This window comes from Psychromicrobium lacuslunae (genome assembly GCF_000950575.1).
Lineage (GTDB): Bacteria > Actinomycetota > Actinomycetes > Actinomycetales > Micrococcaceae > Renibacterium > Renibacterium lacuslunae.
In genome coordinates this window covers 1,850,639-1,875,548 of the sequence record NZ_CP011005.1, presented here as the reverse complement: position 1 = coordinate 1,875,548, position 24,910 = coordinate 1,850,639, and the positions used below count along the sequence as shown (strand labels likewise).

Genomic DNA, 24,910 nt, shown 5'->3' with positions numbered 1-24,910 from the left:
TTCCTCTATAAATGTAGGAGCCCTCGCATGGATCAGCATGCGAGGGCTCCTACATTTTTGAACGTGCAACAAGGATTTACCGGTAGTAGAAGTACCACATCATGCCGCCTTGGGCTTCGATGCAGCTGCTGACGTAGCTATAGGCACCGCTGTGCCAGTAATCCATTCGGGTGCTATTGCAGGCACTGGCGTTATTGAAGACAACCGTGCCGGCTGCTTCGGCGGGTGCTGCCGCCAATAACGTGCCGCCGAGCACCGCCAAACCTGCCGCGGCCATGGTCACTTTTCGAAACTTCATTGTTTCTCCTTTGATTGGTTTTACTAGAATGTCGCGGTCGACGCCGATAGTCAAGGGTTTTGGGGATACCTCAGTGCTCTCATTGGCGCGCCGGCTCGTTTAGGCTCTGCCGAATGAAGCGTCTAGAATGGACTTGTACTCTGTCGACGCATGGTTGCGTCGTGCTGGACTCAAGCTAAAAACAGATCGATGGTGCAGAGCGACTGTACGGTCATCCTCCAGCGTCCCAACCGGGGTACGGCCCGCTCCGGGCGCATCCACTGGTAACAGGAAACGAGATCTTCACGCATGTCCAATAACACCGCCTCGCGCAGCGATCTGCGCAATGTAGCCATCGTCGCGCACGTTGACCACGGCAAGACCACCTTGGTGGACGCGATGTTGAAGCAGACTCACTCCTTCGCCGAACACGGAGTGGTGGCCGATCGAGTGATGGATTCCGGTGACCTGGAGCGCGAAAAGGGCATCACCATCCTGGCCAAGAACACCACGGTGGCCTACAACGGTCCGTCCTCAAACGGCGAGACCGTCACCATTAACGTCATTGACACCCCCGGGCACGCCGACTTCGGCGGCGAGGTGGAGCGTGGCCTATCAATGGTTGACGGTGTTGTGCTCCTGGTTGACGCCTCCGAGGGACCGTTGCCGCAGACCCGCTTCGTGCTGCGTAAAGCCCTGGCTGCGAAGCTGCCGGTGATTCTTCTGGTGAACAAGACCGATCGTCCCGATGCGCGGATCGACGAGGTCGTGCACGAGTCAATGGATCTGTTGCTCGGCTTGGCCAGCGACCTGGCGGACGAAGTTCCGGACCTCGACCTGGACGCCGTGCTGAACGTTCCCGTTGTCTACGCGGCCGCCAAGGTTGGTGCTGCCTCGCTTGATCAGCCGGCCAACGGCGCTGCCCCCGACAACGACAACCTGGAGCCGCTTTTCAAGGCGATCCTTGAGCATATCCCGGCCCCGACCTACGATCCCGAGGGTGTGCTGCAGGCTCATGTCACCAACCTGGACGCTTCGCCGTTCCTGGGCCGTCTGGCGCTGCTGCGTATTTTCAACGGCACCCTGCGTAAGGGACAGACGGTTGCCTGGGCACGTCACGATGGCACCCTGAAGAATGTCAAGATCACCGAACTATTGGCCACCAAAGCCCTGGAGCGAGTGCCAGCAGAGTCCGCTGGCCCGGGTGAGATCGTTGCCGTCGCCGGTATTGAAGACATCACCATCGGCGAAACCCTGACCGACCTGGAAAACCCCCAGCCGCTGCCGCTGATCACCGTTGATGATCCGGCCATCTCAATGACTATTGGTATTAACACCTCCCCGCTGGCCGGTAAGGTCAAGGGCGCGAAGGTGACCGCACGCCAGGTCAAGGATCGCCTCGATAAAGAGCTGATCGGTAACGTTTCCTTGCGCGTGCTGCCGACCACTCGTCCGGATGCTTGGGAAGTCCAGGGCCGTGGCGAATTGGCCTTGGCTATCCTGGTGGAGCAGATGCGCCGCGAAGGCTTTGAGCTGACCGTTGGCAAGCCGCAAGTGGTGACCAAGACCATCGACGGCAAGGTCAACGAGCCGATGGAACATATGACCATTGACGTACCGGAAGAATACCTTGGTGCTGTCACCCAGCTGATGGCCGCTCGCAAGGGCCGGATGACCAATATGGCCAACCACGGCACCGGCTGGTGCCGGATGGAATTCATTGTGCCGGCGCGTGGCCTGATCGGCTTCCGGACCAAGTTCCTGACCGACACCCGCGGTGCCGGTATTGCCTCTTCTATCGCCGAAGGCTATGAGCCGTGGGCAGGACCGATCGAATACCGTACCAACGGTTCGATGATCGCTGACCGTGCCGGCGTTGTTACGCCGTTCGCGATGATCAACCTGCAGGAGCGTGGCTCCTTCTTCGTGCAGCCGACTTCAGAGGTGTACGAGGGCATGATCGTCGGCGAGAACTCGCGCGCCGACGATATGGACGTCAATATCACCCGAGAAAAGAAGCTCACCAATATGCGTGCGGCTTCCTCCGATAGCTTCGAAAATCTGACTCCGCCGCGCGTGCTGACGCTGGAAGAGTCGCTGGAGTTTGCTCGCGAGGATGAGTGTGTCGAGGTCACCCCGGAAGCCATTCGGATCCGCAAACTCATCTTGAACGCCTCAGACCGTGTTAAGGCTGCTCGCGCGCGTAACCAAGCCGCAGCTTCCGCTAACGCCTGATCAGGTGTTTCCCCCCGGATTCCTGCCCGCAGTTCCGGCAGCGGCGGATGGCAAGTACCGGCTGCTGTTGGTGCACGCGCATCCCGATGATGAGTCGATTGCCACTGGGGGGACGATGGCTTACTTCGCCCACTCCGGGGCGGAGGTCAGCCTGTTAACCTCTACTCGCGGTGAGCTGGGCGAGGTCATCCCGGCTGAGCTAAAACACCTCGAGCAGGGACTGCCCGGAGCCGTGGACGACGGCGGCCGCGGGCTCGCTCGGGTACGCGAAGCCGAACTGGGGCAAGCGGTAGCCGCGCTCGGGGTCCAGCAGCATTTCTTCTTAGGCCAAGGCTTGGCGCTCGCTCCCGGAGAACCAGCCACCGTCTACCGGGATTCTGGGATGTCCTGGGGGAGCGACGGGCGAGCGCAGGCCGCAGCGAAGGTATTGCCCGGTTCGTTTTCGCGAGCCCCACTTGAGGAAGTTGCCGGGCATACCGCGGCGCTGATTCGCGCGCTGCGGCCAGATGTTGTGATCAGCTACGCCGCCGATGGAGGCTACGGTCATCCGGACCACGTCAGAACCCATCAGATGACGGTCGCGGCGCTAGAACTAGCGGCCACGAGTGCAGATTCGCAGCACGCCGCTTGGAATGTGCCACTGAGCTATTCAATCCTTTCGGACCGCGCGGAGCGTCCGCACGATCCAGCCGCCGAGGTGTTTTGGATCGACGGCGAACTGGCTGCCAAACGAGAGGCAATGCGGGCGCACCAAACCCAGATTCTCGTGGAGCACAATCGTTTTGCGTTGAGCGATCTTAGCTTTCGCCCACTCTCCGCCCGCGAAGGCTTCCAACTGTTGCGGATCTCTGCCACCGAGCATCAGGCGAGGCAAGGCCTGCTTAGCCCCGCCGGAGCGACTGCCAAACGCAGTCTCACCGACTGGCTTGGTTACACGCTAAGCTCGGTGCTTGCCGGGGTGCTGGTGGCGGCTTTGGGTACCATGCTGCATTCACGCACCTCAACCCTAGGGGACTGGCAATTGCCATGGGGTGCTCTCCTGGCATTGGTGTTATTGGGCTCGACAATCACCCTGCTGAGCGCCTGGGCGCGCTCAGTCACCATGGGCTTGCTGCTGGGAATCATTACGTATGCCACATGTGTAATATTTTCGATCCCCCGTGGACCAGCCCCGCTGATTCTAGGAAATCTGGCGGGTTCGCTTTGGCTCTACGGGATAGCCGTGGTGACCTTGCTAAGCATGCTGCCCGCCTTGATTGCAGCGCTACGCCGCAAGGCCAAAACGCAGAATCGCTAACGCGCGCCTTGCCAGACCGCATCGAAGGGTGCCTGGGAGGCGACCCGTGCTTGAATAGCCTTAGTGACGAAATGCTTAGCCGCTCGGGCGGCATCGATCGGACTGGCACCCTTCGCTAGCTCCGCCGCTACCGCCGCCGCCAATGAGCAGCCAGCGCCGGATACCGCCACCTCGCCGACCTTAGGGCTGCTCAGGACCTCGAGCGAAGTGCCGTCATAAAATACATCCACCGCCTCACTGCCGGCCAGACGCACGCCACCCTTGGCCAAAACAGTTGCACCGGAAGCGTCGTAAATGCGTTGCGCCGCCTCCTTGAGGTGTTCAACCGTGCTGATTTCCGCTAGGCCGGAGAGCGAGAGTGATTCAAAATGGTTTGGCGTGACAAAGCTGGCTTTGGGCAGGATCTGCGCTTTAAGAGCTTGGTCGGTGTCGAGCGCAGCCCCTGGCTCCTGACCCTTGCAGATCAGCACCGGATCGAGCACCACATTCTTCCAATCACGGTTAGCCAAGGACTGAGCCACGGTGTCGATGGTAGCGGGGGTGCCCAGCATACCGATTTTCACGGTATCGAGCTGCGTCGGCTGGTAAGCGGCAGTTATTGCTTCAAGCTGATCGGCGATGACTTGCGGATCGACCGGCACAAAACGGTGATTCCAGTCCTGCTTCGGGTCGAAGGAAACAATGCAGCTGAGCGCGACAATGCCAAAAACTCCGAGTTGCTGGAAGGTCTTCAGATCGGCTTGGGCGCCAGCGCCTCCGGTTGCCTCAGAACCAGCGATGGTCAGCGCGATAGCAGGATTATTTTGTGCGGAAGTCATCTTCCCACTTTACCGTGAGCCACGACGGACCGATCCTGCCCCAGTAGGTCTATTGTGGACGACGCCGTGGGGGAGCCGGGACTTCTTTGGCAGCCACGATATCCGCTCGCCCTATTGTCACCACGCCGCGTTTAGTCTCCACCGAAATCCGTTCACGATCTCGTGAGAGTAGATTACCGACGGCATCAGTCAGCGGTAGCGGTCCGGTGACGCGATAGCGGGCCACGATCCGGGTGCCGATCTCAATATCGTCTAGGAAACTCACTCCGTCATGCTAAATCCCGCCCAAGCCCCGCGTCGAGCTTCGGGACTTCATGAGAGTGAAGTGGTTTCGAGATAGGCCAATGAGGTGACAGCGGGCCATCCGGAAGCCATCGGACTCTCCTGGGCAGCGCGAGTGCGAGAAGAAGGCTCGGTTGGGGGATAATAGGAAAGTCTGCTTTGAGCGCAGGATAGGAAGGTTGGGACGTGACGTACGTAATCGCACAGCCGTGCGTGGATGTAAAAGACAAGGCCTGTATTGATGAGTGCCCGGTTGACTGTATCTACGAGGGCGAACGTTCGCTCTACATCCACCCCGATGAATGTGTTGACTGCGGCGCCTGCGAACCGGTCTGCCCGGTTGAGGCGATTTATTACGAAGATGACGTCCCCGATGAATGGGCTGAGTATTACAAGGCAAATGTCGAGTTCTTTAACGAACTAGGTTCGCCGGGCGGGGCAGCCAAGGTGGGCAACACCGGCTACGACCACGCCTTCATTGCAGCGTTGCCGCCGCAGAACCAAGACCATGGCTAAGCCATTTGGTCTGCAATTACCCGAATATCCCTGGGAAGCCGTGGCCCCCTATGCGGAAAAGGCGAGGCAGCACCCGGACGGTATTGTCGATCTCTCCATTGGCACCCCGGTCGATGCCACTCCACAACTTATTCAGGACGCCCTGAAAGCCGCCACCGATGCGCATGGCTACCCGACGACCCAGGGCAGCACGGAGCTCCGAAAGACCATTGTGGATTGGTTTGCCCGTCGTCGCGGAGTCAGCGGGCTCTCGGCCGAACAGGTGCTTCCGACGGTTGGCTCCAAAGAGATGGTGGCTTGGCTACCGCTGCTGCTGGGCCTGGGCCCGGGCGATGTCGTGGTGCGCCCCTCGGTTGCCTATCCCACCTACGATATGGGTGCCATTTTTGCCGGTGCGACAGCGATCGCTGCCGATTCGCTCAGCGAACTCGATGACGACACCAGGGCCAAGGTGCGGCTGGTCTGGATCAACTCTCCGGGTAACCCGACCGGGGAGATCCGCAGTCGGGAAGAACTCGCCGAGCTAGTAGCCCAGGCCAGAGAAATCGACGCGGTGGTCGCCTCGGACGAATGCTATGCGGAACTGGGCTGGGGAGACTGGGAGAGCGGCGTTCCCAGTGTGCTGGACCCCGCGGTGACTCAAGGCTCGTTCGATCGGCTGTTAGCTGTCTATTCGCTTTCCAAACAGTCAAATCTGGCTGGCTACCGGGCGGCTTTTATCGCCGGTGATCAGGAACTGATCAAGAATTTGCTGAACAGCCGCAAACACGCGGGCATGATGGTGCCGTGGCCCGTGCAGCAAGCGATGACCGCCGCACTGAGCGATGACGAACACGTGCAGCGACAGAAGGATCTTTACCGGGCGCGTCGGGACGCTCTGCAGCCCGCCTTGGAGTCTTTTGGGCTCGATATTCACGGTTCGGATGGAGGCCTTTATCTGTGGGCGCGTCCAGCACCAGAACAGCCGCAACTCGATTCCTGGAGCACGCTCGACCGCTTTGCGGAACGTGGCATCCTGGTGGGACCGGGAGTCTTTTATGGTGCAGCGGGCGAGGGCTTCGTCAGGGTTGCACTTACCGGAAGTGATGAGCGCGTTGCGGCCGCGGTCAAACGATTGCAATGAATGCTGGTCGAACAGGGATTAGCACTCAGAGCGTGCCGGGCGGTAGTTTCTTAATGCGACGACTTTGTAATCCAAAACCCGCGCAATATCGAAGGGGAACTTCATGACTGAAGGAACAGGTGCCACACTGAACTTTGACGGCGGTCAACTCGACCTGCCCAGAGTCAAGGCAGCTGAAGGCAACGACGGCTATGACGTCTCCAAGTTGCTGTCGAAGACCGGCGTAGTGACCTACGATCCCGGCTTCGTGAACACCGCTGCCACTAAATCAGCCATCACCTACATTGACGGTGACGCCGGCATCCTGCGCTACCGGGGCTACCCGATTGAGGAGCTGGCACAGCATTCCAGTTTCCTTGAAGTTTCTTACCTGCTGATCTACGGGAACCTGCCCTCGCCAAGCGAACTGACCGCCTTCGACGAGAAAATTCGTCGGCACACCCTGCTGCACGAAGACCTTAAAGGCTTCTTCGGAGGGTTCCCGCGCGATGCGCACCCAATGCCGGTGCTCTCCTCGGCGGTCTCGGCGCTTTCCACCTTCTATCAGGATTCGCTCGATCCCTTCGATAAGGACCAGGTTGAGCTTTCCACCATCCGGCTCCTCGCCAAGTTACCGGTGATTGCCGCCTATGCGCACAAGAAGTCAATTGGTCAGGCCATGCTTTACCCGGACAATTCGATGAACCTGGTGGAGAATTTCCTGCGGCTCTGCTTCGGTCTGCCCGCGGAGCAATACGAGCTGGACCCGGTGATGGTCAAAGCGCTAGATCTGTTGCTGATTCTGCATGCTGACCATGAGCAGAACTGCTCCACCTCGACGGTACGCCTGGTCGGTAGTTCAAACGCGAATATGTTCGCCTCCATTTCTGCCGGCGTCAACGCGCTCTTTGGCCCCTTGCACGGTGGCGCAAATGAGGCTGTTTTGAACATGCTCCGACAGATTCAAGCCAGCGGCGAGCCGGTGGAGAAGTTCGTCGAGCGGGTGAAGAACAAGGAAGCCGGCATTAAACTGATGGGCTTCGGTCACCGCGTCTACAAGAACTACGATCCGCGTGCCAAGATCGTCAAGGCCACCGCCAACGAGATCCTCTCCCGGCTGGGCGGCAACGATGAGTTGCTCGACATCGCGATGAAACTTGAAGAAACCGCGCTGACCGATCAGTACTTCGTCGATCGTCGGCTTTACCCGAACGTCGACTTCTACACCGGCGTGATCTACAAGGCGATGGGCTTCCCGGAAAAGATGTTCACCGTGCTCTTCGCGATGGGCCGGCTGCCCGGCTGGATCGCACAGTGGCGGGAAATGATTCAGGACCCGGAGACCAAAATTGGCCGACCGCGGCAGCTTTACACCGGTGCGCAGGAGCGTGCCTACCCTTCACGCTAAGCCAATTCAGCCGACGGGCGAGACCATCCTTGAAGGGGCCGGATTCATTCTGAATCCGGCCCCTTCAAGGCGTTTCTGAGGAGTATTCTAGAGACGGATCTTCTACAGGAGGCAGCACCATTCATCACACCGGCGGCCCTGGCTGGCGGATCACCGTGGACATTTCAGCGCCACTGCTGATCGCGCTCTACATTCGTGATGCCTCCGGTCTCACGGGAGCTGGCATGCCCTCGATTTCAGCCATTCATCCGGCTGTTAAATCTGCTGAACCACACCAACTCACTCAGCAGGTCGGGGGTCTGGCCTCGCTGCGCTTTGAATGGGAAGAATGGTGGGCGCAGCTGCTCGGTACTTTTCCAGGACGCCCGCCCCAGCTAACCCCGCCGAACTTTGAGGAGTTTGCTGGCAACCCGGCGCTGCAACGCGTGATGCAGGCTCATTTCGGTGCAGCGCTAAATTGGGCTCGCCAGCAAATGACTGAGTACGAGCTGATGGCATCTCGCCGGGAAACCATGGGGGAACTGAAGATCCTGGCCCAGCTAGTGCAAGATCGGGAGCTCGAACTGGGCAGAAACGCCCGAGAATTCAGCCTGAGCATCCTGGAAGTGCCGATCGCCGAGCCGCGGGCCTGGTTCCTGGAGCCCAACCGAATGGTGATGAGCCAGCACTTACTCGACGATCCGGAAGCTTTCCGCAGCTATGTGCAGCCGGTGGTGGAGATGCTGGTCTAAGCCTTCGCTCAGCCCTTCGGCTGCAGGGCGATCACTACTTCTTGGCCGCTAGCCGACTCGAGAGGCTGCCAGCCCTTGTTACTGCTGCCGTCGTTATTATTGCGCTGCCAGCTATGGCCCGCGAAACTCACCTGAGTAATGCCGAGCGTGCTCGCATTGGCGACCGCCCACTGCGCGTAACTCCAACCAGCCACACCGGTAGCACTCACCCGCACGGTAGAGGCTTGCGGCTTGGCGGTGGCGGTGGCGAAGGCGGCCTGGACTTTTTTGGCCACCGCAGTTGGATCGCCGGGAGCCTGCGGACTATCGAGTGTGCAACTGAGTGCGGCGCTGGAATTACCGGTCAGCGCCGAAGCAAAAGCGCGAGCCATTGATTCATGCTGACCATAGGCTTCGGGGAACGCTGAACGTTGTACTGCCTGGCCAGCAGCGGTGATGGTCATCTGCTGGTAGCCCGGAACGGTGAGCAGCACATCGTAAAAGGCGTTAGTTGAGTAGTTCGGATCCATGATCTGCTCGGCGGTGCCCCACTCCTGCGAGGGCCGTTGCTGGAACAAGCCGAGCGAATCGAGATCACCATAGTTGATATTGCGCAGCTTGGATTCCTGCATAGCCACCGCAAGGGCTATTGTGACGGCCCTTGGCGGCAGCCCTCGTCGGATACCAATAGCGGCGATCAGCGCGGCATTTTGGGCCTGATCAGGGGCCAAGGAGTACTGATTATCCTGAAGTGGCGCAGTGCAAGCCAGTATTGGCTTTACCGGTGGAGGCTTAAAAAGATTTACCGCCCAAAAACCAGCAGCCACAATGAGCACCACCACAAAAAGCATTGAGAACAGCCAGATCAGCCCGGCGTGGAGTTTCTTGCGGCGACTCATCTAGTTATTATGCAAATCCAGATTGAGTTCAACCGTCTGCCCCTGCCGGGGGAGTGCCTCAACTTCGCCGCTAGTGGAATTGCGGCGGAACAGCAGGTTGGGGCGGCCGGAGAGTTCAGTGGCCTTCACAATGAGCCAGCTGTCCTCGCCGTCGGCATTCTTGGGGCCGGGCACCCTCACCCGAGTGCCCGCGGTGACATAGAGGCCAGCTTCCACCACCGAGTCATCGCCGATACTGATACCGACGCCTGAATTGGCGCCGAGCAGCACCCGCTCGCCGAGCGTGATTCGCTGCTTTCCGCCACCCGAGAGAGTGCCCATAATCGAGGCACCGCCGCCGACATCGCTACCGTTGCCGACCACCACACCCGCCGAGATACGGCCCTCCACCATCGAGTTGCCCAGGGTCCCGGCGTTGTAATTGACGAAGCCTTCATGCATCACCGTGGTGCCTTCGGCCAGGTGCGCACCAAGCCGCACGCGGTCGGCGTCGGCGATCCGAACCCCGGTAGGCAAGACGTAGTCCACCATCCGCGGGAATTTGTCCACACCCTGCACCTGAACCGGGCCACGACGCCGCAGCCGCAGGCGGGTGGTTTCGAAATCCTGGGCAGCGCACGGACCGAAATTGGTCCACACCACGGTGGGCAGAGTGCCGAAAATGCCGTCCAGATTAATACTGTTCGGGGTGACTAAACGATGCGAGAGCAGGTGCAGTCGCAGGTAGCTGTCAGCGGTATCGGCGGGGGCGGCGTCCAGGTTGATCTGCGCGAAAACGACTTGCTGGCTGGTGCCCCGGTCCTGATCTGCAGAGCTTTTCGCGAGGGCAATGAGCTCCGGTTCGGCCTCTGGAGCTTGGCCGAGGGTTTCGGCGGCGATCCCTAGCGCGGGGGCCGGGTACCAGACATCCAGGATCGTGCCATCACTGCTGAGCGTGGCGAGACCGAAGCCGTAGGCGGCGCGGGCGGGGTCAAGGGATGTCTGCGTCATACTCCTATCTTCGCTTAGTCGGGCAGCTGCGAGCAAAACATCACAGGTCGATTTCAGTGACTGCATCGCCTCAAAGCTAGTGTTTTCTGTTGGCCCTCCCCACCGAATCGCAGCTTTCACTGGGCAGGGACGGCATACCCCGGTGAAACTTACTATTCGGTGGGGTTGGATAGGGTAGAAGGATGGGATTGGATCTGACCGCCGATGTTGCCTTGTTGACCGCTACTCTGCTCGATATGGAGAGTGTCTCGGGGAACGAGAAGTCGCTGGCCGATGCCATTGAATCGGCACTGCGTGAGTATCCGCATCTCACCGTGTTGCGTGACGGAGATTCACTCATCGCTCGCACCGAATTGGGACGTGCCGAAAGGGTCATTTTGGCCGGGCATCTGGATACCGTACCGCTGCCGAGCACACCGGGCTCGCGTGGCACAGTGCCCTCGCAATGGAACGGCGCCGCCGACGGCCCGGATGGTGTGCTGTATGGTCGGGGTGCCACCGATATGAAGGGCGGGGTGGCGGTGCAATTAGCGCTCGCCGCCGCGCTGACCGAACCGGTGCGGGATATTAGTTTCGTGTTCTACGACCATGAAGAGGTGGAAGCGGAGCTCAGCGGACTCGGACGGCTGGCTAGCAATCACCCCGAGCTGCTGAAAGCCGATTTCGGTATTCTGCTGGAGCCGACTGACGGTGTGGTGGAGGGCGGTTGTAATGGCACGATGCGCTTTGAGACGCGGACCAGCGGTCTCGCGGCACATTCCGCACGAGCTTGGATGGGGCACAATGCGATTCACGACCTGGCTCCGATCCTGCAGCGGCTTGCCGAGTACCAACCGCAAACCATTGACGTTGAGGGTCTGGAGTATCGGGAAAGCCTGAACGCGGTGAAAATCCGTGGCGGGGTGGCTGGGAATGTGATTCCCGATGCCGCCGTGGTGGAGATCAATTACCGCTTTGCCCCGGATAAATCGATCGAGCAGGCCGAGGCAGTGGTCTTCGAGCTCTTGGAAGGCTTCGACGTGGTGCGCACCGACGCCGCCTCGGCAGCTCGTCCCGGCCTGGATCGACCCGCAGCAGCAGCTTTTGTGGCCGCGGTCGGCGGCACGCCGAAGCCGAAATTCGGCTGGACCGACGTCGCCCGTCTGGGACAGCTCGGCATCCCCGCGGTGAACTTTGGCCCCGGCGACGCGCTGCTCGCACATAGCGATAATGAACACGTCAGCGGCCAGGCAATCCGTGACTGCCTGGCCGCTTTGACACGCTGGTTGAGCTAGCTTCTAGGTGTTTCCACCGGTGCCGAGATTACCCATATCAAGGTTTCCAGCCCCTGGTACCACCGGGGTGTTCTTATTCGAAACCTTCTTACTGCGACGCATCCGGCTCTCCAAGTACTTAGCTATGCCAGCGAGGATCAGACAGCAACCAACATAGATTGCACCACCAACAATAGCCGCTGGAATAATCGACGTCTGGTAACTGATTTGTGAACCAAGGTAGTTGATCTGGTAGAGCAATTCTTGGTAGGTGATGATGAAGCCGAGCGCGGTATCCTTCAGGGCCACTACCAACTGAGCAATGATCACTGGAAGCATGGTGCGCACCGCCTGAGGCAGCAGAATCATTGTCATTACCCGGGTCTTGCGCAGACCAAGTGCATACGCTGCCTCGCTTTGACCTTTCGGCACCGCCAGAATGCCGGCCCGGAAGACCTCGGCGAGCACCGAACCGTTGTAGAGAATCAAACCAACTACCACGGCAGTGAAAGGGCTAATGCCCTGGACGCCCATGGAGCCGAGGCCATAGAACATTAGAATTCTGTTACCTCTATGATGGAAATTAAGATTAAAATATTACCCTCAATCTATTGACTGCCACTTCTTTCAACGATAGGTTATATCTCACAGTGATGGCTATCTGATTGCTCCCTAGGGGAAATAATTCTGATTGAATCACTAATTCGTCATTATTGAGGTGCGATATGTTCGGGCCAATTTTCTAAATTCTAAGGATGACGTATGCAGAAAAACAAAAATAATTTATCAATATATTATAGATTTTTCAGCATCTTTCTCGCATTTGGCATTGTTTTAGCTTCGGCGGTGAGTGCAAATGCAGCTAGTTACTCGACGTATCTGAACGGTCCAATCTGGGATGAGGGTATTGCTAGTTCGACGGTGGGCAGTATCTCTGGGGGCAGGATCACGGCATTTTTCGGAGATGCTGGAATAGCGTCAATTCGCACTACAAATCGGATTGGCACCCAGGTATATTACTCAACAACAACTTTGGGACCTACTTCAAACTTGCAGCATTCCGTGAGAGCAGACGCGAGAAGCGCCTGTAGCTGGAGTAAGAAGTATCCAAATGTCAATGTCGGACAGCAAACTTTAATTTGCGAAGTTCTGAAGTAGTCTGGAGAATGTTATGAGAAAAAATGTCAAGACTTCCCTTTTGCTGTCCAGTACTCTCGTTGCGGGAGTGACTGCTTTTAGCCTGCTCACTTCTCAAGTGGGAAATGCTGAAGACATGCGTCCAGCAGAGAAATATAATCTCTCGGTCGTGTATTCAGGAGGTGAACTTAAGTCAAGCTTGCCGAAGAAAATAGACACTTCCCAGATTGGGGACGGGATAGTATCGAGCGGAAGTATTAAAAAGCTTGACTCTGACAGCTTTCAAGAATCATATATCTTTGTCGATGGCGGCGGTAGGCTGTGTATGGTTCTGTACATTCCTTCTAGTTCTAATAAGGATGACTGGGTTTCCGGATCAAGCTGCGTTGATTCAAAAGGTTTCAATACGGGTGGGATTGGAGTGAGAGTGTCAAATCTTAAAGCTTCATACGAAAGCTACGTAATTCCAGATGGAAAAACCGTTGTGGCTGAGAATTACCTAAGTTCCTCCGCCGTTAAGTATCAACTGGTCGGAAACGTACTGAAGATTGATCCTGCCACGTCGGCTCAGGACCGGTTGAAAATCTCGGATGGATTTCATGTAAATCTAATTCCGGAAGGTGAGAAGAAGTGAGAAGCTATAGAGGTGATTCCAAATCTTTTCGCATCCTAATTTGCATCTCTCTCGTGTCGGTCGGGGTTACTTTAGGATCAGCACAAGTGGCAAATTCTGCTGAAGTTACTTACTTCAACAGCTCGATGCCATATGGGATGAAGGCTAGCAGTGTTGAAGAGAAGTGGATCAGCGGTGGAAGTATGGGGCCGGGCACAAATCCACATTCTCTCGTAATTGAAACCACTCAAGGAAGCCAAACAATTGCCAGGGTAGATTCTTCTCCCGGGCAAAATGCAAATCTTCAGCATGGAGCCGTAAGCTATAGCAGATCGAGATGTTGGTATCACAATCCAACTGAAGTGAGCGCTGGCTCTTGGAAGTTTGTCTGCAAATACTACTGATTTAGCGCCAAAAATAGTTTGGGTGACCAAAAATCTGGTCACCCAAACTATTTTGCTTACTTTATTTTTTTAGGGCTCCGACTCAATCGACGTTCCAGCCACTTAGCAAAAGCTGCCACCAGCAGGTTGATCAGAATGAAGATCGCTGCGCCGACGATGAAGGCTGGCAAGAGGTTTTGGTAGTCGCGACCAATATTATTGATCGCGTAAAGCAGTTCTTGGTAAGTCACCAGATAGCCAAGCGCCGAGTCTTTCAGAAGCACCACAACTTGAGCGATGATCGTCGGAAGCATTGATCGGAAGGCTTGCGGGAGCAAGATGGTGCGAAGCGTTTGCCCGCGAGTAAGACCAACCGCCGTTGCTGCTTCACCTTGCCCTTTGGGGAGTGCCAGGACTCCAGCACGGATAATCTCCGCGATCACCATACCGTTATAAAGGGCGAGGCCCGTGACGACTGCTACTAGCGGTGAAACCTTGCCGCTGCCCAGATAGTACACTCCGAACATCAGCAAGAGTACGGGAAGGCCGCGGAAGAACTCCAGCACAATAGTGGTGGGGAGCGATATCCATCGCTTCGTTGAAAGTCTCCCAACAGCGAAAATAACGCCGATGAGCATTGCAAAAACGGTACCCAATGCGGCTGCTAGTAATGTTGACCCGAGGCCTTTGAGTAGTACGCCTTGGATGTCGGTATAGCTGAAAGGGGACCACTTCGAAGCTTCGAACTGGCCAGCCTCGGCAAACTTGAAGACGATCCAAGCAATAGCCCCGAGTAACAGCAGGACGGCGACGATCGAGATGATCACATTATTGCGCCGGGCCTTAGGGCCGGGGGCGTCGAAAAGAACCTGAGATGCGCTCATCGGGCTATTCTCACTTTCCGCTCAATGAGGCCGAATATTTGGCCTAATCCAATGCTCAAAATCAAGTAGGCGATAGCGGTGCCGGCCAAGATCAGAGGCACTTGATCACCTCGAAGTTCGATCACACCGTTCATTGCAGAGATCAGTTCCTTGTTATTGAAGCCGGAGGCAATGGAGGTGTTTTTGACCATAGCGATGATCACGCTGGCTAGCGGTGGCACTACGGTCCGGATTCCTTGCGGCAAGATAATAAAGCGCAGCGACTGCGTGAAAGTCAGGCCGATGGAACGGGCTGCTTCGGCTTGGCCCAGCGGCACCGTGGCAATACCCGAGCGAATGGCTTCACAGACGAAGCAGGAAGTGTAGGCAGTGAGCGCAAGCACCGCATAGTTGAAGGAAACCTGATCGGTGGTGTTGCCGAAGCTAATCTGCAGATAGGGTAGGCCGAAGGCGCAGAAAAATAGCACCAAGGTCAGTGGAGTATTTCGCACCACATTGACGTAAGTGGTCGCGGCAGCGCGCAGTACCGGGGTTGGGGATACCCGCATGGCAGCGAGTACGGTGCCAAAAATGAGCGAGCCAACCATGGTGAAGAAGCTGAGCACGATAGTGCCCCAAAAACCGCTGGCGAAGAGGCCTAGATTACTTGTGATTGCGTCCAACTGTCGGAGCCTTTCTCCATGGACTGAAAACTTTCGAATCAGCCAGTTCAGCTGCTGTTGGTGCTCACGGTTTCGCGCGAGCACCAACAGCAGCTGAACAAGTGGCTAATTAGTAGCGATCCGGCTTGGGAATGGTTATCCCTTCGGAACTCCCGAGCGTGTACTCGAAGGCCTTCTTCCAGGTTCCGTCAGATTCGAGCTTCTCTAGGCTGTCATTGATGGCGGTGCGCAGCGCAGTATCGCCCTTGGCTAGGCCGATTCCGTAGGGCTCCTGAGAGAACGGCTTGCCAACAACCTTGAGCGCGCCCGAAGACTGAGCTGCGTAGCCACGCAGAATCGCGTCATCGGTAGTGACAGCATCCACGCTGCCACTATTGAGGTTGTCTACGCACTTTGAGTAGGTGTCATAGGTGACCAGTTGAGCGTCCGGATACTTTTCGGTGATTCGCTGGGCAGGGGTTGAGCCATCAACCGAGCAGACCTTTTTGCCCTTCAAATCGTCGGGGCCGGTGATGGTGCTATCTTTCTTCACCAGCAGATCCTGGCCAGCGATGTAGTACGGGCCAGCAAAATCGACGACCTTCTTGCGGGCATCGTTAATGGTGTAAGTCGCCACCACCAGATCGACTGTGCCGTTCTGCAGGAACGGTTCGCGGTTCTTGGAGACGGTTTCCTTGAATTCGATCTGCTCGGGTTTGAAGCCGAGGCCAGCCGCAACAGACTTGGCGATCTCAATATCGAAGCCTTCAGGCTTATCGGCGCCAGCCTTCTTATTGCCAAGGCCAGGCTGATCAAATTTCACCCCGATGACCAGCTTGCCGGCCTTATTGGCCTTGGTCCAGGTCGGGCTACTGTCGAGTTTTACATCCGACGCGACCTTGTATTCAGGGGAGGGGCCAGCAGAGGCATTGCCACCGTTGGGCGAACCGCTCTGACCACACGCGGTCAGCGCTAGTGCTGCGGCCAGCGCGGTGGCGCCGAAGACGCCAGCTTTTTTAGTGAATCTCATGATTGCCTTTCAATAGTGCGAGTTTTGTCAGGACTAGTTGGCAGGGGCTTGTGCTAGGAGCTAGTGGGTCAGGATCTTCGACAGGAAGTCCTTGGCTCGGTCGCTCTTGGGCTGGGTGAAGAAAGTCTCTGGCTCAGCGTCCTCGACGATCTGTCCATCAGCCATGAAGACCACCCGGTCAGCCGCCTTGCGGGCGAACCCCATTTCGTGGGTGACCACAATCATCGTCATGCCCTCGTGTGCCAGCCCCACCATGACATCGAGAACTTCGTTGATCATTTCCGGGTCGAGAGCCGAGGTTGGCTCGTCGAACAGGATCACCTTGGGCTTCATCGCGAGCGCTCGTGCGATCGCGACTCGCTGCTGCTGCCCGCCGGAGAGCTGGGCAGGAAGTTTTGCTGCTTGGGCGCCCACCCCGACGCGTTCCAGCAGCGCCATCGCCTCTTTCTCGGCGGCATCCTTGGACACGCCCTTGACCTTGATCGGGCCCAAGGTGACGTTCTCCAGAATGGTTTTGTGCGCGAAAAGGTTGAACGATTGGAACACCATGCCAACCTCGGCCCGCAGCTTCGCTAATTGCTTGCCCTCTTGCGGCAACAGATTCCCGTCAATGCGAATCTCGCCATCATCGATGGTTTCCAGCCGGTTAATGGCGCGGCAGAGCGTTGACTTACCTGAGCCAGAGGGGCCGATCACCACCACTACCTCGCCTTTGGCGACGCTCAGATTGATCTCTTGAAGCACGTGCAGTGCACCATAGTGCTTATTGACTGCCTTCAACTCCACCAGAGGGGCAGCATTTTGACTACTCATCACAAAACCTACTCAATACCATGTATAGAACCTACCTAATGTTTTCCTGTTATTCAGCAAGTATTTGAAAATGGATCCGATCGTGACCAAGGTGTGACCGCAGTCATACTCTCAGATTTGTTCGCCAATCCCCAACCTTGCTAGCCGGTTGCCGTAGCCTAAATCCATGAGCTCGCCAACCGATAAAAACCTGACAGTGCCCTCCCGACATCGTGGTCCGGTGGAACTCCGACGAGGTTTAGCCGAAGGGTCAACAGCGGACCAGCACCTGCTTGATACGCGCTCCCCGGGCGACTTCACCAGCACCGATCCCTGGCGGGTGCTCAGAATCCAGGCAGAGTTTGTTGAAGGCTTCGGAGCCCTGGCCAATATTGGCCCGGCGGTGAGCGTCTTTGGCTCGGCGCGCACCAAACCCGGCAGCGCCTTTTACGAGATGGGAGTCGAGGTCGGAAGGCGCCTGGTGGCGGCCGGGTTTGCGGTGATCACCGGCGGCGGGCCTGGCTCGATGGAAGCCGCAAATAAGGGAGCCGTGGAGGCCAAGGGACTATCTGTTGGCCTCGGTATTGAACTGCCCTTCGAGCAAGGCATGAACCAATGGGTAGACCTTGGGGTGAATTTCCGGTATTTCTTTGCCCGGAAGACGATGTTTGTGAAGTACGCCCAGGGCTTCATCGTGCTGCCGGGCGGGCTCGGTACTCTCGATGAGCTCTTTGAAGCAATGGTGCTGGTGCAAACGCATAAGGTGACGTCGTTCCCGATCGTGCTGATCGGGAGGGAGTTCTGGGGGCCGATGGTGGACTGGATCAAGAACACTCTGGTGGCCGACGGCTTAGTCTCCGAAGGAGATCTGAACATTATCTCAGTGGTGGACACGCCAGAGGAGGCAGTGCAAAGACTCGCTGAGGGTGTCTGATGTCAGAACCGCGAACACGTCAAAATCCGAGGCAGTCTGTCAGGATAGTGATGTGACGTACTTACTGGTCTTTGTGGCTGTGCTGGTAGTTGGCGCTACCGCTTTCTTCCTGATCGGCCAGCGACGTCGAGAAACCGGGCGTGCTGCCACCTCCGTTGACCCGGCCAATCCGTCGCTGGGATCCGCGTTTTTGGACGATGGTCTGGCGGCGCCGGTGCCGAACCTGCCACCGGTGTTGCTGCCCGAGCATCCAGCCCCAGAGGACGTCGACCGAGTTCGCTTCTCACTGGGTTTGCGTGGCTATCGGATGGATCAGGTCGATCAGGTCTTGGATCAGCTCGCGGCCGAGTTGAAAGTAAAAGAGCAGCACATCGCTGAGCTAAACCATCAACTGCAGACGCCGCTTGAGACTCAGGGCGAGCAGCCGGTCGTTGCGCAGACTGCCGAGGATGGGCCTCACACCGAGACCTTGGCAGCGCAGCATCGCGCCACGGAAACCCGGCAGGCTTCGGAAGCCGCACTGGTTTCGGAAACTGCGCTGGATAGTGAGGTGCTGCTGCACACGGCCCCGGAGGAAACTGCCCCAGAAGAAACTGCCGCGGAGGAAAGAGCATGAACGATCCGGTATCAGCCGAGAAGTCGGCCGCCCCCGACCAGAAAATACGGTGTGCTTGGCCTGGCTTGCAGGGCAGTGAGCTATACCAGAACTACCACGATTTTGAGTGGGGTAGGCCGGTGCACGGGGAACATGAATTATTTGAGCGGCTCAGTCTTGAGGCCTTTCAATCAGGCCTGAGCTGGCTCACCATTTTGCGCAAACGTGAAGCCTTCCGGGCGGCCTTTGCCGACTTTGACCCGGCCAAAGTCGCCGTTTTTGACGCCGCGGACGTCAACCGCTTAATGAACGATGCAGGAATCGTTCGCAATACTCTGAAGATCAACGCAACGATCAATAATGCGCAAGCGATTCTGAACCTTCCCAACGGGGTGACACTCGGGTCGTTGCTGCAAGATCACCGACCCGCACCCAGACCAGCGGGAACGCCGGTGCCTGCGAGCACCCTCGAATCGGCGGCCTTGGCCAAAAGACTGAAGAAACTCGGTTTTCGATTTGTCGGACCCACAACTAGCTATGCCATGATGCAAGCGATCGGCCTGGTCAATGACCATCAGGAAGACTGCTGGGTTCGTGCCGAGCTCTGAGCGACGGCAGCTAGTGCGCCCACCTTTCCGGCCTAATTTGCTGCTGTCAGATTGGCTGCGAAACGCGGCGAAGTCGCTGCTCGCCACGCCCTGGTGGCTCAGGATCGGGCTGCTTTATCTAGTCACTCGGCTGATCAGCTTTTTCATTTTCAGCGCAGCGGCGCTGCATCAAGGCCCCAACCCCTGGTTCCCTGCCGCTCCCGGCTATCTAGATTTCATCAATATCTGGGACAGCGAGTGGTACCACCGCATCTTCGATAATCTCTACCCGCAGCAGCTGCCGCAATCGGCGGATGGCAGCACGGCGGAGAATAACTGGGCCTTCTACCCGCTCTTCCCACTGCTGGTCAGAGGAATATCGATGCTGACCGGACTGGGCTGGGGGATAGTGGCGCCGTTGGTAGCCACCCTCGCTGGTCTAGCGGCCAGCCTGATGATTTACCGGTTATTCCGGTTGTTCGCCAGCACGGTTACCGCAAGCTGGGCGATGGTTTTCCTGCTGACCTTTCCCATTTCACCCATCCTGCAAGTGCCTTACGCTGAGTCGCTCAATCTTTTTTTTCTTGCCGCGGCGCTCTATTTGGTGATCAAACATCGTTATCTTTTGGCGATCCCTGTGGTCTTGCTCAGTGCGCTCTCCCGTCCGGTGGGAGTGGCCTTTGCGCTGTTCTTCTTCCTGCACTTGCTCGTGCGCTTCCTGCCGAGTCGGCGGTTCAGTTATCGCCTCGACGATTTCCCGGCCTCCCAGCGCCTGACGGGCTTATTGCTGCTACTGGTGAGTGGGGTGGCCGCCTTCGCTTGGCCTCTGATTGCCTGGTTGGTCACCGGCCAGATGAGTGCTTATACGGACACCGAAGCGGTCTGGCGTGGCGGTGGTTCACTTGTGCTCTTCCAGCCATGGTTACAGTCAGCGGATCAATTATTGGGTCCGGTGCTCGGCGCTCTCGCCCTGGTGCTGCTCATCATTGGCTTTGTGCTCTACTACAACTCCCAGGCGGTGCGCCGAATTGGTTTGGATATGCGGCTCTGGTGTCTGGCCTACCTGGTTTACCTTTTCGCGGTGCTGCACCCACAAACTAGCACCTTCCGGTTAATGCTGCCGCTGTTCCCCTTTGCCTTGGCGACCGCCTTTATTTCCCGATCGAGAGCTTTCCGGATCGCTGTCACTATCTGTTTCCTGCTGTTGCAGGTCGTTTGGGTGGTCTGGCTGTGGGCCTGGGCGCAGCTGCCAGGCGGTGGAGACTACCCGCCTTAAGCAGCGGAGATGCGCCTCAAATTGGTGTTCGAGGTCACCGTAGGCTGCTCGAAGCTGTCCGGTTAAGAGTTCGGCAATTGGCCCCGGAGTGTGATCTGCGAGATAATAAAATTCAGCGATCATTCGCTTGAGCAACTTGTAAAGGGGTTTACCTGATGGCGGCCATGAAGCCCAGAACCGGTGACGGTCCAATGGAGGTCACGAAGGAGGGACGCAGCCTGATTATGCGTGTTCCCTTAGAAGGTGGCGGCCGTCTGGTAGTTGAGCTGAATGCCGACGAGGCTGGTCGTCTCAAGGACTGCCTACTCGGCGTCACCGAATAAGCAGCCCTCAGCTCAGGTCGGTTCAGTCCGCCTGATTTTTGCTGACCAGACGAGTCAGCAGTTCAGTTCCTCGCGGAACACCCAGCCCTGTGCAGGCGTCCCAGCCGGGGCTGGCCTGAAAGGCTCCGTTACTGCCGGAGACAATGTCCCGGAAGCCCGGCGGTACCTTTCCGACACCGCTTTCCGGGTAAAGCTGTGGCTGTAGCAGGCCGAGCCCCTGCCCTTTAGCCTGCACCAGCCGGGCAACCAGCGCAGCCCACAGCGGAGAAACCGCACTGGTTCCGCCGATCACGGTATTTTTCCCGTCAACCCTGACCAGATAACCAGTTTCCGGATCGGCGACGGCAGCCACGTCTGGCACCCCACGTCCGGCTTTTTCCTCGGCGAGGGGCACCCCGGCGATTTGTTGCCAGCTCGGAAGGTCAAAAGCCCTGCTGACGCCACCGCCGGTCGCGCCAGCGCCCGGGCCGTTGTTCCATACGGTTTCGGCCGAGACCTCACCATTGGCGGGATTGGCTTCGAGCCGAGTTCCCCCACAGGCCAGAGCATGCGGGCTGGAAGCCGGGAAATCCACATGAGACTTACCATCCGGGGCGCGATCAGTTGAGCCATCATCTCCGGCTGCTGCGGTCACCGTGACGCCGAGCAGCGCGGCATCCGCGAGTGCCTGGTCAAAGGCAGTTCGGGCCTGCGCGGTCCAGCCGTCTTCGCTCTGCCCCCAGGAAATGCTGATCGCCGCTGGAGCCGGCTTGGCATGTGCCGCGGCGCTCACTGCGTCAACGAAACCAGCATCGGTGTTCGGTGCGAAATAAACGAGTATTTCGGCGCCGGGTGCCAACGCGCCAGCCACCTCGATATCGAGCATCACCTCACCATCGGGTCCATTCGGATTCCCATCAGGCTGATTCCCGCCACCGTCGACGCCGATAGCTCGCACGCTCGGGGTCGGCAGACCAAGATCATGAAAGTAGCTGTCAAGGTCGGCCTGGACGAAACCGCCGCCGAGTTCAATAATGGCGATCTGTTGACCCGAACCATCGAACTCCTCGGGGAAGCCGTAAATCGAGCCGAGCTGTACCGGGGTATAGCTAGTGGTGCGAGCGGCGGCGGGCACGAAACGGAAGAGTGTACGCGATTGTGGCCGGTCGTCCAGGCCAAGAACTGCGGTGACCACCCCGGAAAGCTGTTCGGGGACGGAGAGCTCGCCGCTTCGGTGTCGAAAGGTCACTTCGCTACCCGTCGCATCGGGTTCCCGATGGCTCTGCAGGTCGGTGCCGAAGATGCGTCCCATTAAGTCAGCGGAACCGCTGATTCGCACTCGCCGACTCGCTGCGTCGGAGGACATCACGCTCAGGCCTAAGCCGCTCAGGGTGGCCTTGACCAAGTCGAGATCGGTTTCGGCGGCCCCATACTTTTCGGTCAACTCTGCCTTACTGTGCGGCTGGGAAAAATCTTCAGCCCTCGGTTCTGCGCGACGACGCAAGATCAGCGTCGCCTCAACATTGACCTCCGAGGCCACGCTTTGCGCCGCGGCAGCTGAGAAGCCGCTCGCGGCGGGTTTCGAACTTCCAGGTAGCGGAACCAGGGTGAGCTTTGCGAGATTGTGCTGGATTTCATCTGAGTGCTTCATGAATCAGGTTTATCACCCGGCACTGACAGCTGCTAGGGCCAGCGTTAGTAACAGCTAGTGAGACCTTGGTAACGACTTAGCGTTTGACAGCGACCAGTACTCCTGCGCCGGTCGGCAGCAGAGTCGAGATCAATTGCTCGTTCTCCCTGATAGCCTTGCCCACCTGGCGTAACACCACTGTGCTGGCTTCGCGGATCGCTGGCTCGGCCACGCGATCTTGGTCGAGAGCATCGTTAATGATCAGCAAACCGCCGGACTTGAGTAGCCGGACGGCTTGTTCAAGGTAGAGCGGGTAGGCCGGTTTATCAGCGTTGATGAACACCAGGTCGTAGGCTGCGTCGGTCAATCGGGGCAGTACATCGGCGGCCCGTCCACTGATGGTGCGGGTGCGGTTCGCCGGAAAACCGGCCTCGGCAAAGGACTCTTTGGCAGCCCGCAGATGTTCGATATCGCCGTCAATGCTGGTCAGCACTGCGTGCTTAGCTAAGCCGCGCAACAAATACACCCCGGAGACACCCGCTCCGGCGCCGATTTCTACAGCGGTCTGGGCCTTGGAGCTGGCTGCCAAAACACTGAGCAGCGCGCCAGTCGCTGCGCCAATAGCCGAAACTCCCAGCTCGTGTGAGCGCTCCCGGGCACGCAGCAGGGTTTCGTCCTCAACGGGCAGTCCCTCGGTGTAGGACCAGCTGGTAGTTTTGTCGGCACTCATGGCCTCAAGCCTACTGTGAAACCGCGGCGAACACCCGATCGGGACTGAGGGACCCGAAGGTTCTTATGCTCTGCGCTAAATGGACCCGCGAACACAGCAAACTTACAGTCAGATCTGTCATGATGAATGCTTACTTGTTCAGGGGGTGGGTTTCATGACCGCAAGTGTTGAAAACCTGGCAGAGGCGGCTGCCGACTGGGTCATGCCCAGTTGGGAGGAAGTGGTGCAAAACCACTCCGCCAAGGTCTTCCGGCTCGCTTATCGGCTGACCGGTAATAAATACGATGCCGAGGATCTCACCCAGGAAGTCTTTGTCCGGGTGTTCAGATCACTCGCCAACTTTACTCCCGGCACGCTGGACGGCTGGCTGCACCGGATCACCACTAACCTCTTCCTTGACCAGGCCCGACGCAAGTCCCGGATTCGGTTCGATGCGCTGGCAGAAGACGCCGAATCCCGGTTGCCCGGCCGTGACCCTGGTCCCGAGCGTAGCTTCGAATTCAATAATCTGGACCTGGATATTCAGCAGGCGCTTGATGCCTTGCCACCGGACTTCCGCGCTGCCGTCGTGCTCTGCGATCTTGAGGGACTTTCCTACGACGAAGTGGCTGAGGCGCTCGGCGTGAAGCTTGGTACGGTACGTTCCCGGATTCACCGCGGCAGGACCATGCTGCGTGAATCGCTAGCCCACCGGGCCCCACGTTCTTTGGGCGCCAAGTTGCCCAAGCTGAAGATTCCGCGAATCGCCGGACTTCACTAAGCGGCGCTAAGGCATGCCGGAGTTTTCTGAAGCCGAACAGCGGGAACTGGCGGCTCGCATTCTGCGACGCACCGAAGCCCTGCAGACCAACTGCAGCGAGGCGCTGACATTGCCTTATCGTGCTTCGCCTCGAGTACGTCCCTTGCCGGTGATCTTTGCGATTGCTGCTGCGGCGGGTTTGCTGTTGACCGGGGTCTACTTTATTGGCCTACCCGCCGATCATGCGGCTCGTTCCGCCTCCTGGCACGGGGAGAGTGCGATAAATCATGCAGCAGATGAACAGGGAGCGAATTCCATCGACTCCATTGACCCTGTTTCCTGCTTTTTTCGCGGTGTACATCGAGTTTTGGGCTAGCGGGCTGACCGGGAACAGGTAATCTATCTCTAGATATGTTTAACATCAATGGCTACGAGTTTCTGATCCTCGGCATTATCGCCGTATTAGTGATCGGTCCCAAAAGGCTGCCCGAATACGCTCAGAAGTTCCGGAACTTCGTCAAGGAAGCTCGCCGGATGGCCAGCGGTGCTCGCGATCAGTTGAAGGAAGAATCAGGCGTTGACCTGAGCACCATTGATTGGCAGAAACTGGATCCTCGGCAATACGATCCGCGCCGAATTATCCGCGAAGCGCTGCTCGATGACGAGCCAAAACAGATTTCAGCTGGCGGACCAGAAGAGGTGGCGATGGCCGCTCCTGCGCCCCCGGCGACTCCACTGCGTGAACCGGTGCGCCTGAGCAGCGGCCAGAAAGCGCCCTGGGACTCCGAGGCGACCTAGCAACTCTCTCCGACCTAGGCGAGGCTGCTCCGGCTGGGAAAGCTGGGTCATG

28 protein-coding genes are annotated in these 24,910 nt (G+C 58.0%); 16 read left to right on the top strand and 12 right to left on the bottom strand.

Going from position 1 to position 24,910, the window contains the following annotated elements:
- Positions 1–76: 76 nt before the first annotated feature.
- Positions 77–298, bottom strand: coding sequence for a hypothetical protein (locus UM93_RS08720; RefSeq protein WP_045075042.1), 222 nt, complete (start codon positions 296–298; stop codon positions 77–79).
- Between the two features lie 288 nt (positions 299–586).
- Here UM93_RS08720 and typA point away from each other — a divergent pair, with 288 nt between their 5' ends.
- A complete protein-coding gene (gene typA / locus UM93_RS08715) occupies positions 587–2,512 on the top strand; it encodes a translational GTPase TypA (protein ID WP_045075041.1) in 1,926 nt (641 codons plus the stop codon).
- Positions 2,513–2,516: 4 nt separating this feature from the next.
- On the top strand, positions 2,517–3,809 hold the full coding sequence (locus tag UM93_RS08710) for a PIG-L family deacetylase (protein WP_045075039.1): 1,293 nt from the start codon (positions 2,517–2,519) through the stop codon (positions 3,807–3,809).
- On the opposite strand, the gene UM93_RS08705 is transcribed toward UM93_RS08710, so the two are convergent.
- Both UM93_RS08705 and UM93_RS08700 read right to left on the bottom strand, forming a co-directional pair.
- A complete protein-coding gene (locus tag UM93_RS08705) occupies positions 3,806–4,627 on the bottom strand; it encodes a hydroxymethylpyrimidine/phosphomethylpyrimidine kinase (protein WP_045075038.1) in 822 nt (273 codons plus the stop codon). The two genes, UM93_RS08710 and UM93_RS08705, sit on opposite strands and share 4 nt — an antisense overlap.
- Positions 4,628–4,676: 49 nt before the next feature.
- On the bottom strand, positions 4,677–4,892 hold the full coding sequence (locus UM93_RS08700; RefSeq protein ID WP_045075036.1) for a putative acetyltransferase: 216 nt from the start codon (positions 4,890–4,892) through the stop codon (positions 4,677–4,679).
- Between the two features lie 203 nt (positions 4,893–5,095).
- On the opposite strand from UM93_RS08700, the gene fdxA reads away from it, so the two are divergent.
- The 4 genes from fdxA (at position 5,096) to UM93_RS08680 (ending at position 8,666) form a co-directional block, all read left to right on the top strand.
- Positions 5,096–5,425, top strand: a complete 330-nt coding sequence (gene fdxA / locus UM93_RS08695; RefSeq protein ID WP_045075034.1) for a ferredoxin — start codon at positions 5,096–5,098, stop codon at positions 5,423–5,425.
- On the top strand, positions 5,418–6,548 hold the full coding sequence (dapC, locus tag UM93_RS08690; RefSeq protein WP_045075033.1) for a succinyldiaminopimelate transaminase: 1,131 nt from the start codon (positions 5,418–5,420) through the stop codon (positions 6,546–6,548). The genes fdxA and dapC overlap by 8 nt, the downstream gene beginning before the upstream one ends.
- A 103-nt stretch (positions 6,549–6,651) precedes the next feature.
- Positions 6,652–7,935 (top strand): citrate synthase, encoded by a 1,284-nt coding sequence (locus UM93_RS08685; RefSeq protein WP_045075032.1) that lies wholly within the window; start codon positions 6,652–6,654, stop codon positions 7,933–7,935.
- Between the two features lie 119 nt (positions 7,936–8,054).
- On the top strand, positions 8,055–8,666 hold the full coding sequence (locus UM93_RS08680) for a hypothetical protein (protein ID WP_045075031.1): 612 nt from the start codon (positions 8,055–8,057) through the stop codon (positions 8,664–8,666).
- 8 nt (positions 8,667–8,674) lie between these two features.
- Here UM93_RS08680 and UM93_RS08675 read toward each other — a convergent pair whose 3' ends face one another.
- Both UM93_RS08675 and dapD read right to left on the bottom strand, forming a co-directional pair.
- Entirely contained in the window at positions 8,675–9,544 is an 870-nt protein-coding gene (locus UM93_RS08675; protein WP_045075030.1) for a hypothetical protein, read from the bottom strand.
- Positions 9,545–10,534: a 2,3,4,5-tetrahydropyridine-2,6-dicarboxylate N-succinyltransferase gene (gene dapD / locus UM93_RS08670; RefSeq protein WP_045077128.1), complete on the bottom strand. Its 990-nt coding sequence runs from the start codon at positions 10,532–10,534 to the stop codon at positions 9,545–9,547. It abuts the gene before it with no gap.
- A gap of 182 nt (positions 10,535–10,716) precedes the next feature.
- Here dapD and dapE point away from each other — a divergent pair, with 182 nt between their 5' ends.
- On the top strand, positions 10,717–11,808 hold the full coding sequence (gene dapE, locus UM93_RS08665) for a succinyl-diaminopimelate desuccinylase (RefSeq protein WP_045075029.1): 1,092 nt from the start codon (positions 10,717–10,719) through the stop codon (positions 11,806–11,808).
- A gap of 3 nt (positions 11,809–11,811) precedes the next feature.
- On the opposite strand, the gene UM93_RS08660 is transcribed toward dapE, so the two are convergent.
- Positions 11,812–12,342, bottom strand: coding sequence for an amino acid ABC transporter permease (locus UM93_RS08660; protein ID WP_234399275.1), 531 nt, complete (start codon positions 12,340–12,342; stop codon positions 11,812–11,814).
- A gap of 616 nt (positions 12,343–12,958) precedes the next feature.
- Here UM93_RS08660 and UM93_RS08655 point away from each other — a divergent pair.
- Positions 12,959–13,558, top strand: a complete 600-nt coding sequence (locus UM93_RS08655; RefSeq protein ID WP_045075028.1) for a hypothetical protein — start codon at positions 12,959–12,961, stop codon at positions 13,556–13,558.
- Positions 13,559–13,997: 439 nt separating this feature from the next.
- Here the strand turns inward: UM93_RS08655 and UM93_RS08650 are convergent, their stop codons facing one another.
- The 4 genes from UM93_RS08650 to UM93_RS08635 form a co-directional block, all read right to left on the bottom strand.
- Entirely contained in the window at positions 13,998–14,804 is an 807-nt protein-coding gene (locus UM93_RS08650; RefSeq protein WP_045075027.1) for an amino acid ABC transporter permease, read from the bottom strand.
- The gene (locus tag UM93_RS08645; RefSeq protein WP_045077124.1) at positions 14,801–15,466 is read right to left on the bottom strand and encodes an amino acid ABC transporter permease; all 666 of its coding nucleotides are present in this window, start codon (positions 15,464–15,466) and stop codon (positions 14,801–14,803) included. The genes UM93_RS08650 and UM93_RS08645 overlap by 4 nt, the downstream gene beginning before the upstream one ends.
- 109 nt (positions 15,467–15,575) lie before the next feature.
- A complete protein-coding gene (locus UM93_RS08640) occupies positions 15,576–16,475 on the bottom strand; it encodes a glutamate ABC transporter substrate-binding protein (RefSeq protein ID WP_045075026.1) in 900 nt (299 codons plus the stop codon).
- 60 nt (positions 16,476–16,535) lie between these two features.
- Positions 16,536–17,288: an amino acid ABC transporter ATP-binding protein gene (locus UM93_RS08635; protein WP_045075023.1), complete on the bottom strand. Its 753-nt coding sequence runs from the start codon at positions 17,286–17,288 to the stop codon at positions 16,536–16,538.
- Between the two features lie 166 nt (positions 17,289–17,454).
- On the opposite strand from UM93_RS08635, the gene UM93_RS08630 reads away from it, so the two are divergent.
- From UM93_RS08630 to UM93_RS17465, 5 genes are all read left to right on the top strand, one after another.
- Positions 17,455–18,201 carry an LOG family protein gene (locus UM93_RS08630; protein ID WP_045075021.1) on the top strand — a complete coding sequence of 249 codons (747 nt, stop codon included), beginning with the start codon at positions 17,455–17,457 and terminating at the stop codon, positions 18,199–18,201.
- 52 nt (positions 18,202–18,253) lie between these two features.
- Positions 18,254–18,817, top strand: coding sequence for a DivIVA domain-containing protein (locus tag UM93_RS08625; RefSeq protein ID WP_082057071.1), 564 nt, complete (start codon positions 18,254–18,256; stop codon positions 18,815–18,817).
- Positions 18,814–19,404 (top strand): DNA-3-methyladenine glycosylase I, encoded by a 591-nt coding sequence (locus UM93_RS08620; protein ID WP_082057070.1) that lies wholly within the window; start codon positions 18,814–18,816, stop codon positions 19,402–19,404. The genes UM93_RS08625 and UM93_RS08620 overlap by 4 nt, the downstream gene beginning before the upstream one ends.
- Entirely contained in the window at positions 19,391–20,659 is a 1,269-nt protein-coding gene (locus UM93_RS08615; protein ID WP_234399274.1) for a hypothetical protein, read from the top strand. Before UM93_RS08620 ends, UM93_RS08615 begins: the two co-directional genes overlap by 14 nt.
- Positions 20,660–20,814: 155 nt before the next feature.
- Complete coding sequence (locus UM93_RS17465; protein ID WP_082057069.1) at positions 20,815–20,982, top strand: DUF3117 domain-containing protein; 168 nt, start codon at positions 20,815–20,817, stop codon at positions 20,980–20,982.
- A 22-nt stretch (positions 20,983–21,004) separates the two neighbouring features.
- On the opposite strand, the gene UM93_RS08610 is transcribed toward UM93_RS17465, so the two are convergent.
- Together UM93_RS08610 and UM93_RS08605 are read right to left on the bottom strand one after the other, a co-directional pair.
- Positions 21,005–22,612 carry a S53 family peptidase gene (locus UM93_RS08610; RefSeq protein ID WP_045075020.1) on the bottom strand — a complete coding sequence of 536 codons (1,608 nt, stop codon included), beginning with the start codon at positions 22,610–22,612 and terminating at the stop codon, positions 21,005–21,007.
- A gap of 76 nt (positions 22,613–22,688) precedes the next feature.
- Positions 22,689–23,321: an O-methyltransferase gene (locus tag UM93_RS08605; RefSeq protein ID WP_045075018.1), complete on the bottom strand. Its 633-nt coding sequence runs from the start codon at positions 23,319–23,321 to the stop codon at positions 22,689–22,691.
- Between the two features lie 154 nt (positions 23,322–23,475).
- Between UM93_RS08605 and sigE the strand changes: the two genes are divergently transcribed.
- From sigE to UM93_RS08590, 3 genes are read left to right on the top strand one after another with little or no spacing between them, the layout of a single operon-like run.
- Positions 23,476–24,081 carry an RNA polymerase sigma factor SigE gene (sigE, locus tag UM93_RS08600; RefSeq protein ID WP_045075017.1) on the top strand — a complete coding sequence of 202 codons (606 nt, stop codon included), beginning with the start codon at positions 23,476–23,478 and terminating at the stop codon, positions 24,079–24,081.
- Between the two features lie 13 nt (positions 24,082–24,094).
- The gene (locus UM93_RS08595) at positions 24,095–24,436 is read left to right on the top strand and encodes a hypothetical protein (RefSeq protein WP_045075015.1); all 342 of its coding nucleotides are present in this window, start codon (positions 24,095–24,097) and stop codon (positions 24,434–24,436) included.
- A 35-nt stretch (positions 24,437–24,471) separates the two neighbouring features.
- Positions 24,472–24,858: a twin-arginine translocase TatA/TatE family subunit gene (locus tag UM93_RS08590; RefSeq protein ID WP_045075014.1), complete on the top strand. Its 387-nt coding sequence runs from the start codon at positions 24,472–24,474 to the stop codon at positions 24,856–24,858.
- Positions 24,859–24,910: the final 52 nt, after the last annotated feature.

Coding starts and splice junctions, on each gene's coding strand:
- UM93_RS08720 (WP_045075042.1), bottom strand. CDS start 298: ATGAAGTTTCGAAAAGTGACCATGGCCGCGGCAGGTTTGGCGGTGCTC.
- typA (WP_045075041.1), top strand. CDS start 587: ATGTCCAATAACACCGCCTCGCGCAGCGATCTGCGCAATGTAGCCATC.
- UM93_RS08705 (WP_045075038.1), bottom strand. CDS start 4,627: ATGACTTCCGCACAAAATAATCCTGCTATCGCGCTGACCATCGCTGGT.
- dapC (WP_045075033.1), top strand. CDS start 5,418: ATGGCTAAGCCATTTGGTCTGCAATTACCCGAATATCCCTGGGAAGCC.
- UM93_RS08685 (WP_045075032.1), top strand. CDS start 6,652: ATGACTGAAGGAACAGGTGCCACACTGAACTTTGACGGCGGTCAACTC.
- UM93_RS08675 (WP_045075030.1), bottom strand. CDS start 9,544: ATGAGTCGCCGCAAGAAACTCCACGCCGGGCTGATCTGGCTGTTCTCA.
- dapD (WP_045077128.1), bottom strand. CDS start 10,534: ATGACGCAGACATCCCTTGACCCCGCCCGCGCCGCCTACGGCTTCGGT.
- dapE (WP_045075029.1), top strand. CDS start 10,717: ATGGGATTGGATCTGACCGCCGATGTTGCCTTGTTGACCGCTACTCTG.
- UM93_RS08660 (WP_234399275.1), bottom strand. CDS start 12,342: ATGTTCTATGGCCTCGGCTCCATGGGCGTCCAGGGCATTAGCCCTTTC.
- UM93_RS08655 (WP_045075028.1), top strand. CDS start 12,959: ATGAGAAAAAATGTCAAGACTTCCCTTTTGCTGTCCAGTACTCTCGTT.
- UM93_RS08650 (WP_045075027.1), bottom strand. CDS start 14,804: ATGAGCGCATCTCAGGTTCTTTTCGACGCCCCCGGCCCTAAGGCCCGG.
- UM93_RS08640 (WP_045075026.1), bottom strand. CDS start 16,475: ATGAGATTCACTAAAAAAGCTGGCGTCTTCGGCGCCACCGCGCTGGCC.
- UM93_RS08635 (WP_045075023.1), bottom strand. CDS start 17,288: ATGAGTAGTCAAAATGCTGCCCCTCTGGTGGAGTTGAAGGCAGTCAAT.
- UM93_RS08630 (WP_045075021.1), top strand. CDS start 17,455: ATGAGCTCGCCAACCGATAAAAACCTGACAGTGCCCTCCCGACATCGT.
- UM93_RS08620 (WP_082057070.1), top strand. CDS start 18,814: ATGAACGATCCGGTATCAGCCGAGAAGTCGGCCGCCCCCGACCAGAAA.
- UM93_RS17465 (WP_082057069.1), top strand. CDS start 20,815: ATGGCGGCCATGAAGCCCAGAACCGGTGACGGTCCAATGGAGGTCACG.
- UM93_RS08610 (WP_045075020.1), bottom strand. CDS start 22,612: ATGAAGCACTCAGATGAAATCCAGCACAATCTCGCAAAGCTCACCCTG.
- UM93_RS08605 (WP_045075018.1), bottom strand. CDS start 23,321: ATGAGTGCCGACAAAACTACCAGCTGGTCCTACACCGAGGGACTGCCC.
- sigE (WP_045075017.1), top strand. CDS start 23,476: ATGACCGCAAGTGTTGAAAACCTGGCAGAGGCGGCTGCCGACTGGGTC.
- UM93_RS08595 (WP_045075015.1), top strand. CDS start 24,095: ATGCCGGAGTTTTCTGAAGCCGAACAGCGGGAACTGGCGGCTCGCATT.
- UM93_RS08590 (WP_045075014.1), top strand. CDS start 24,472: ATGTTTAACATCAATGGCTACGAGTTTCTGATCCTCGGCATTATCGCC.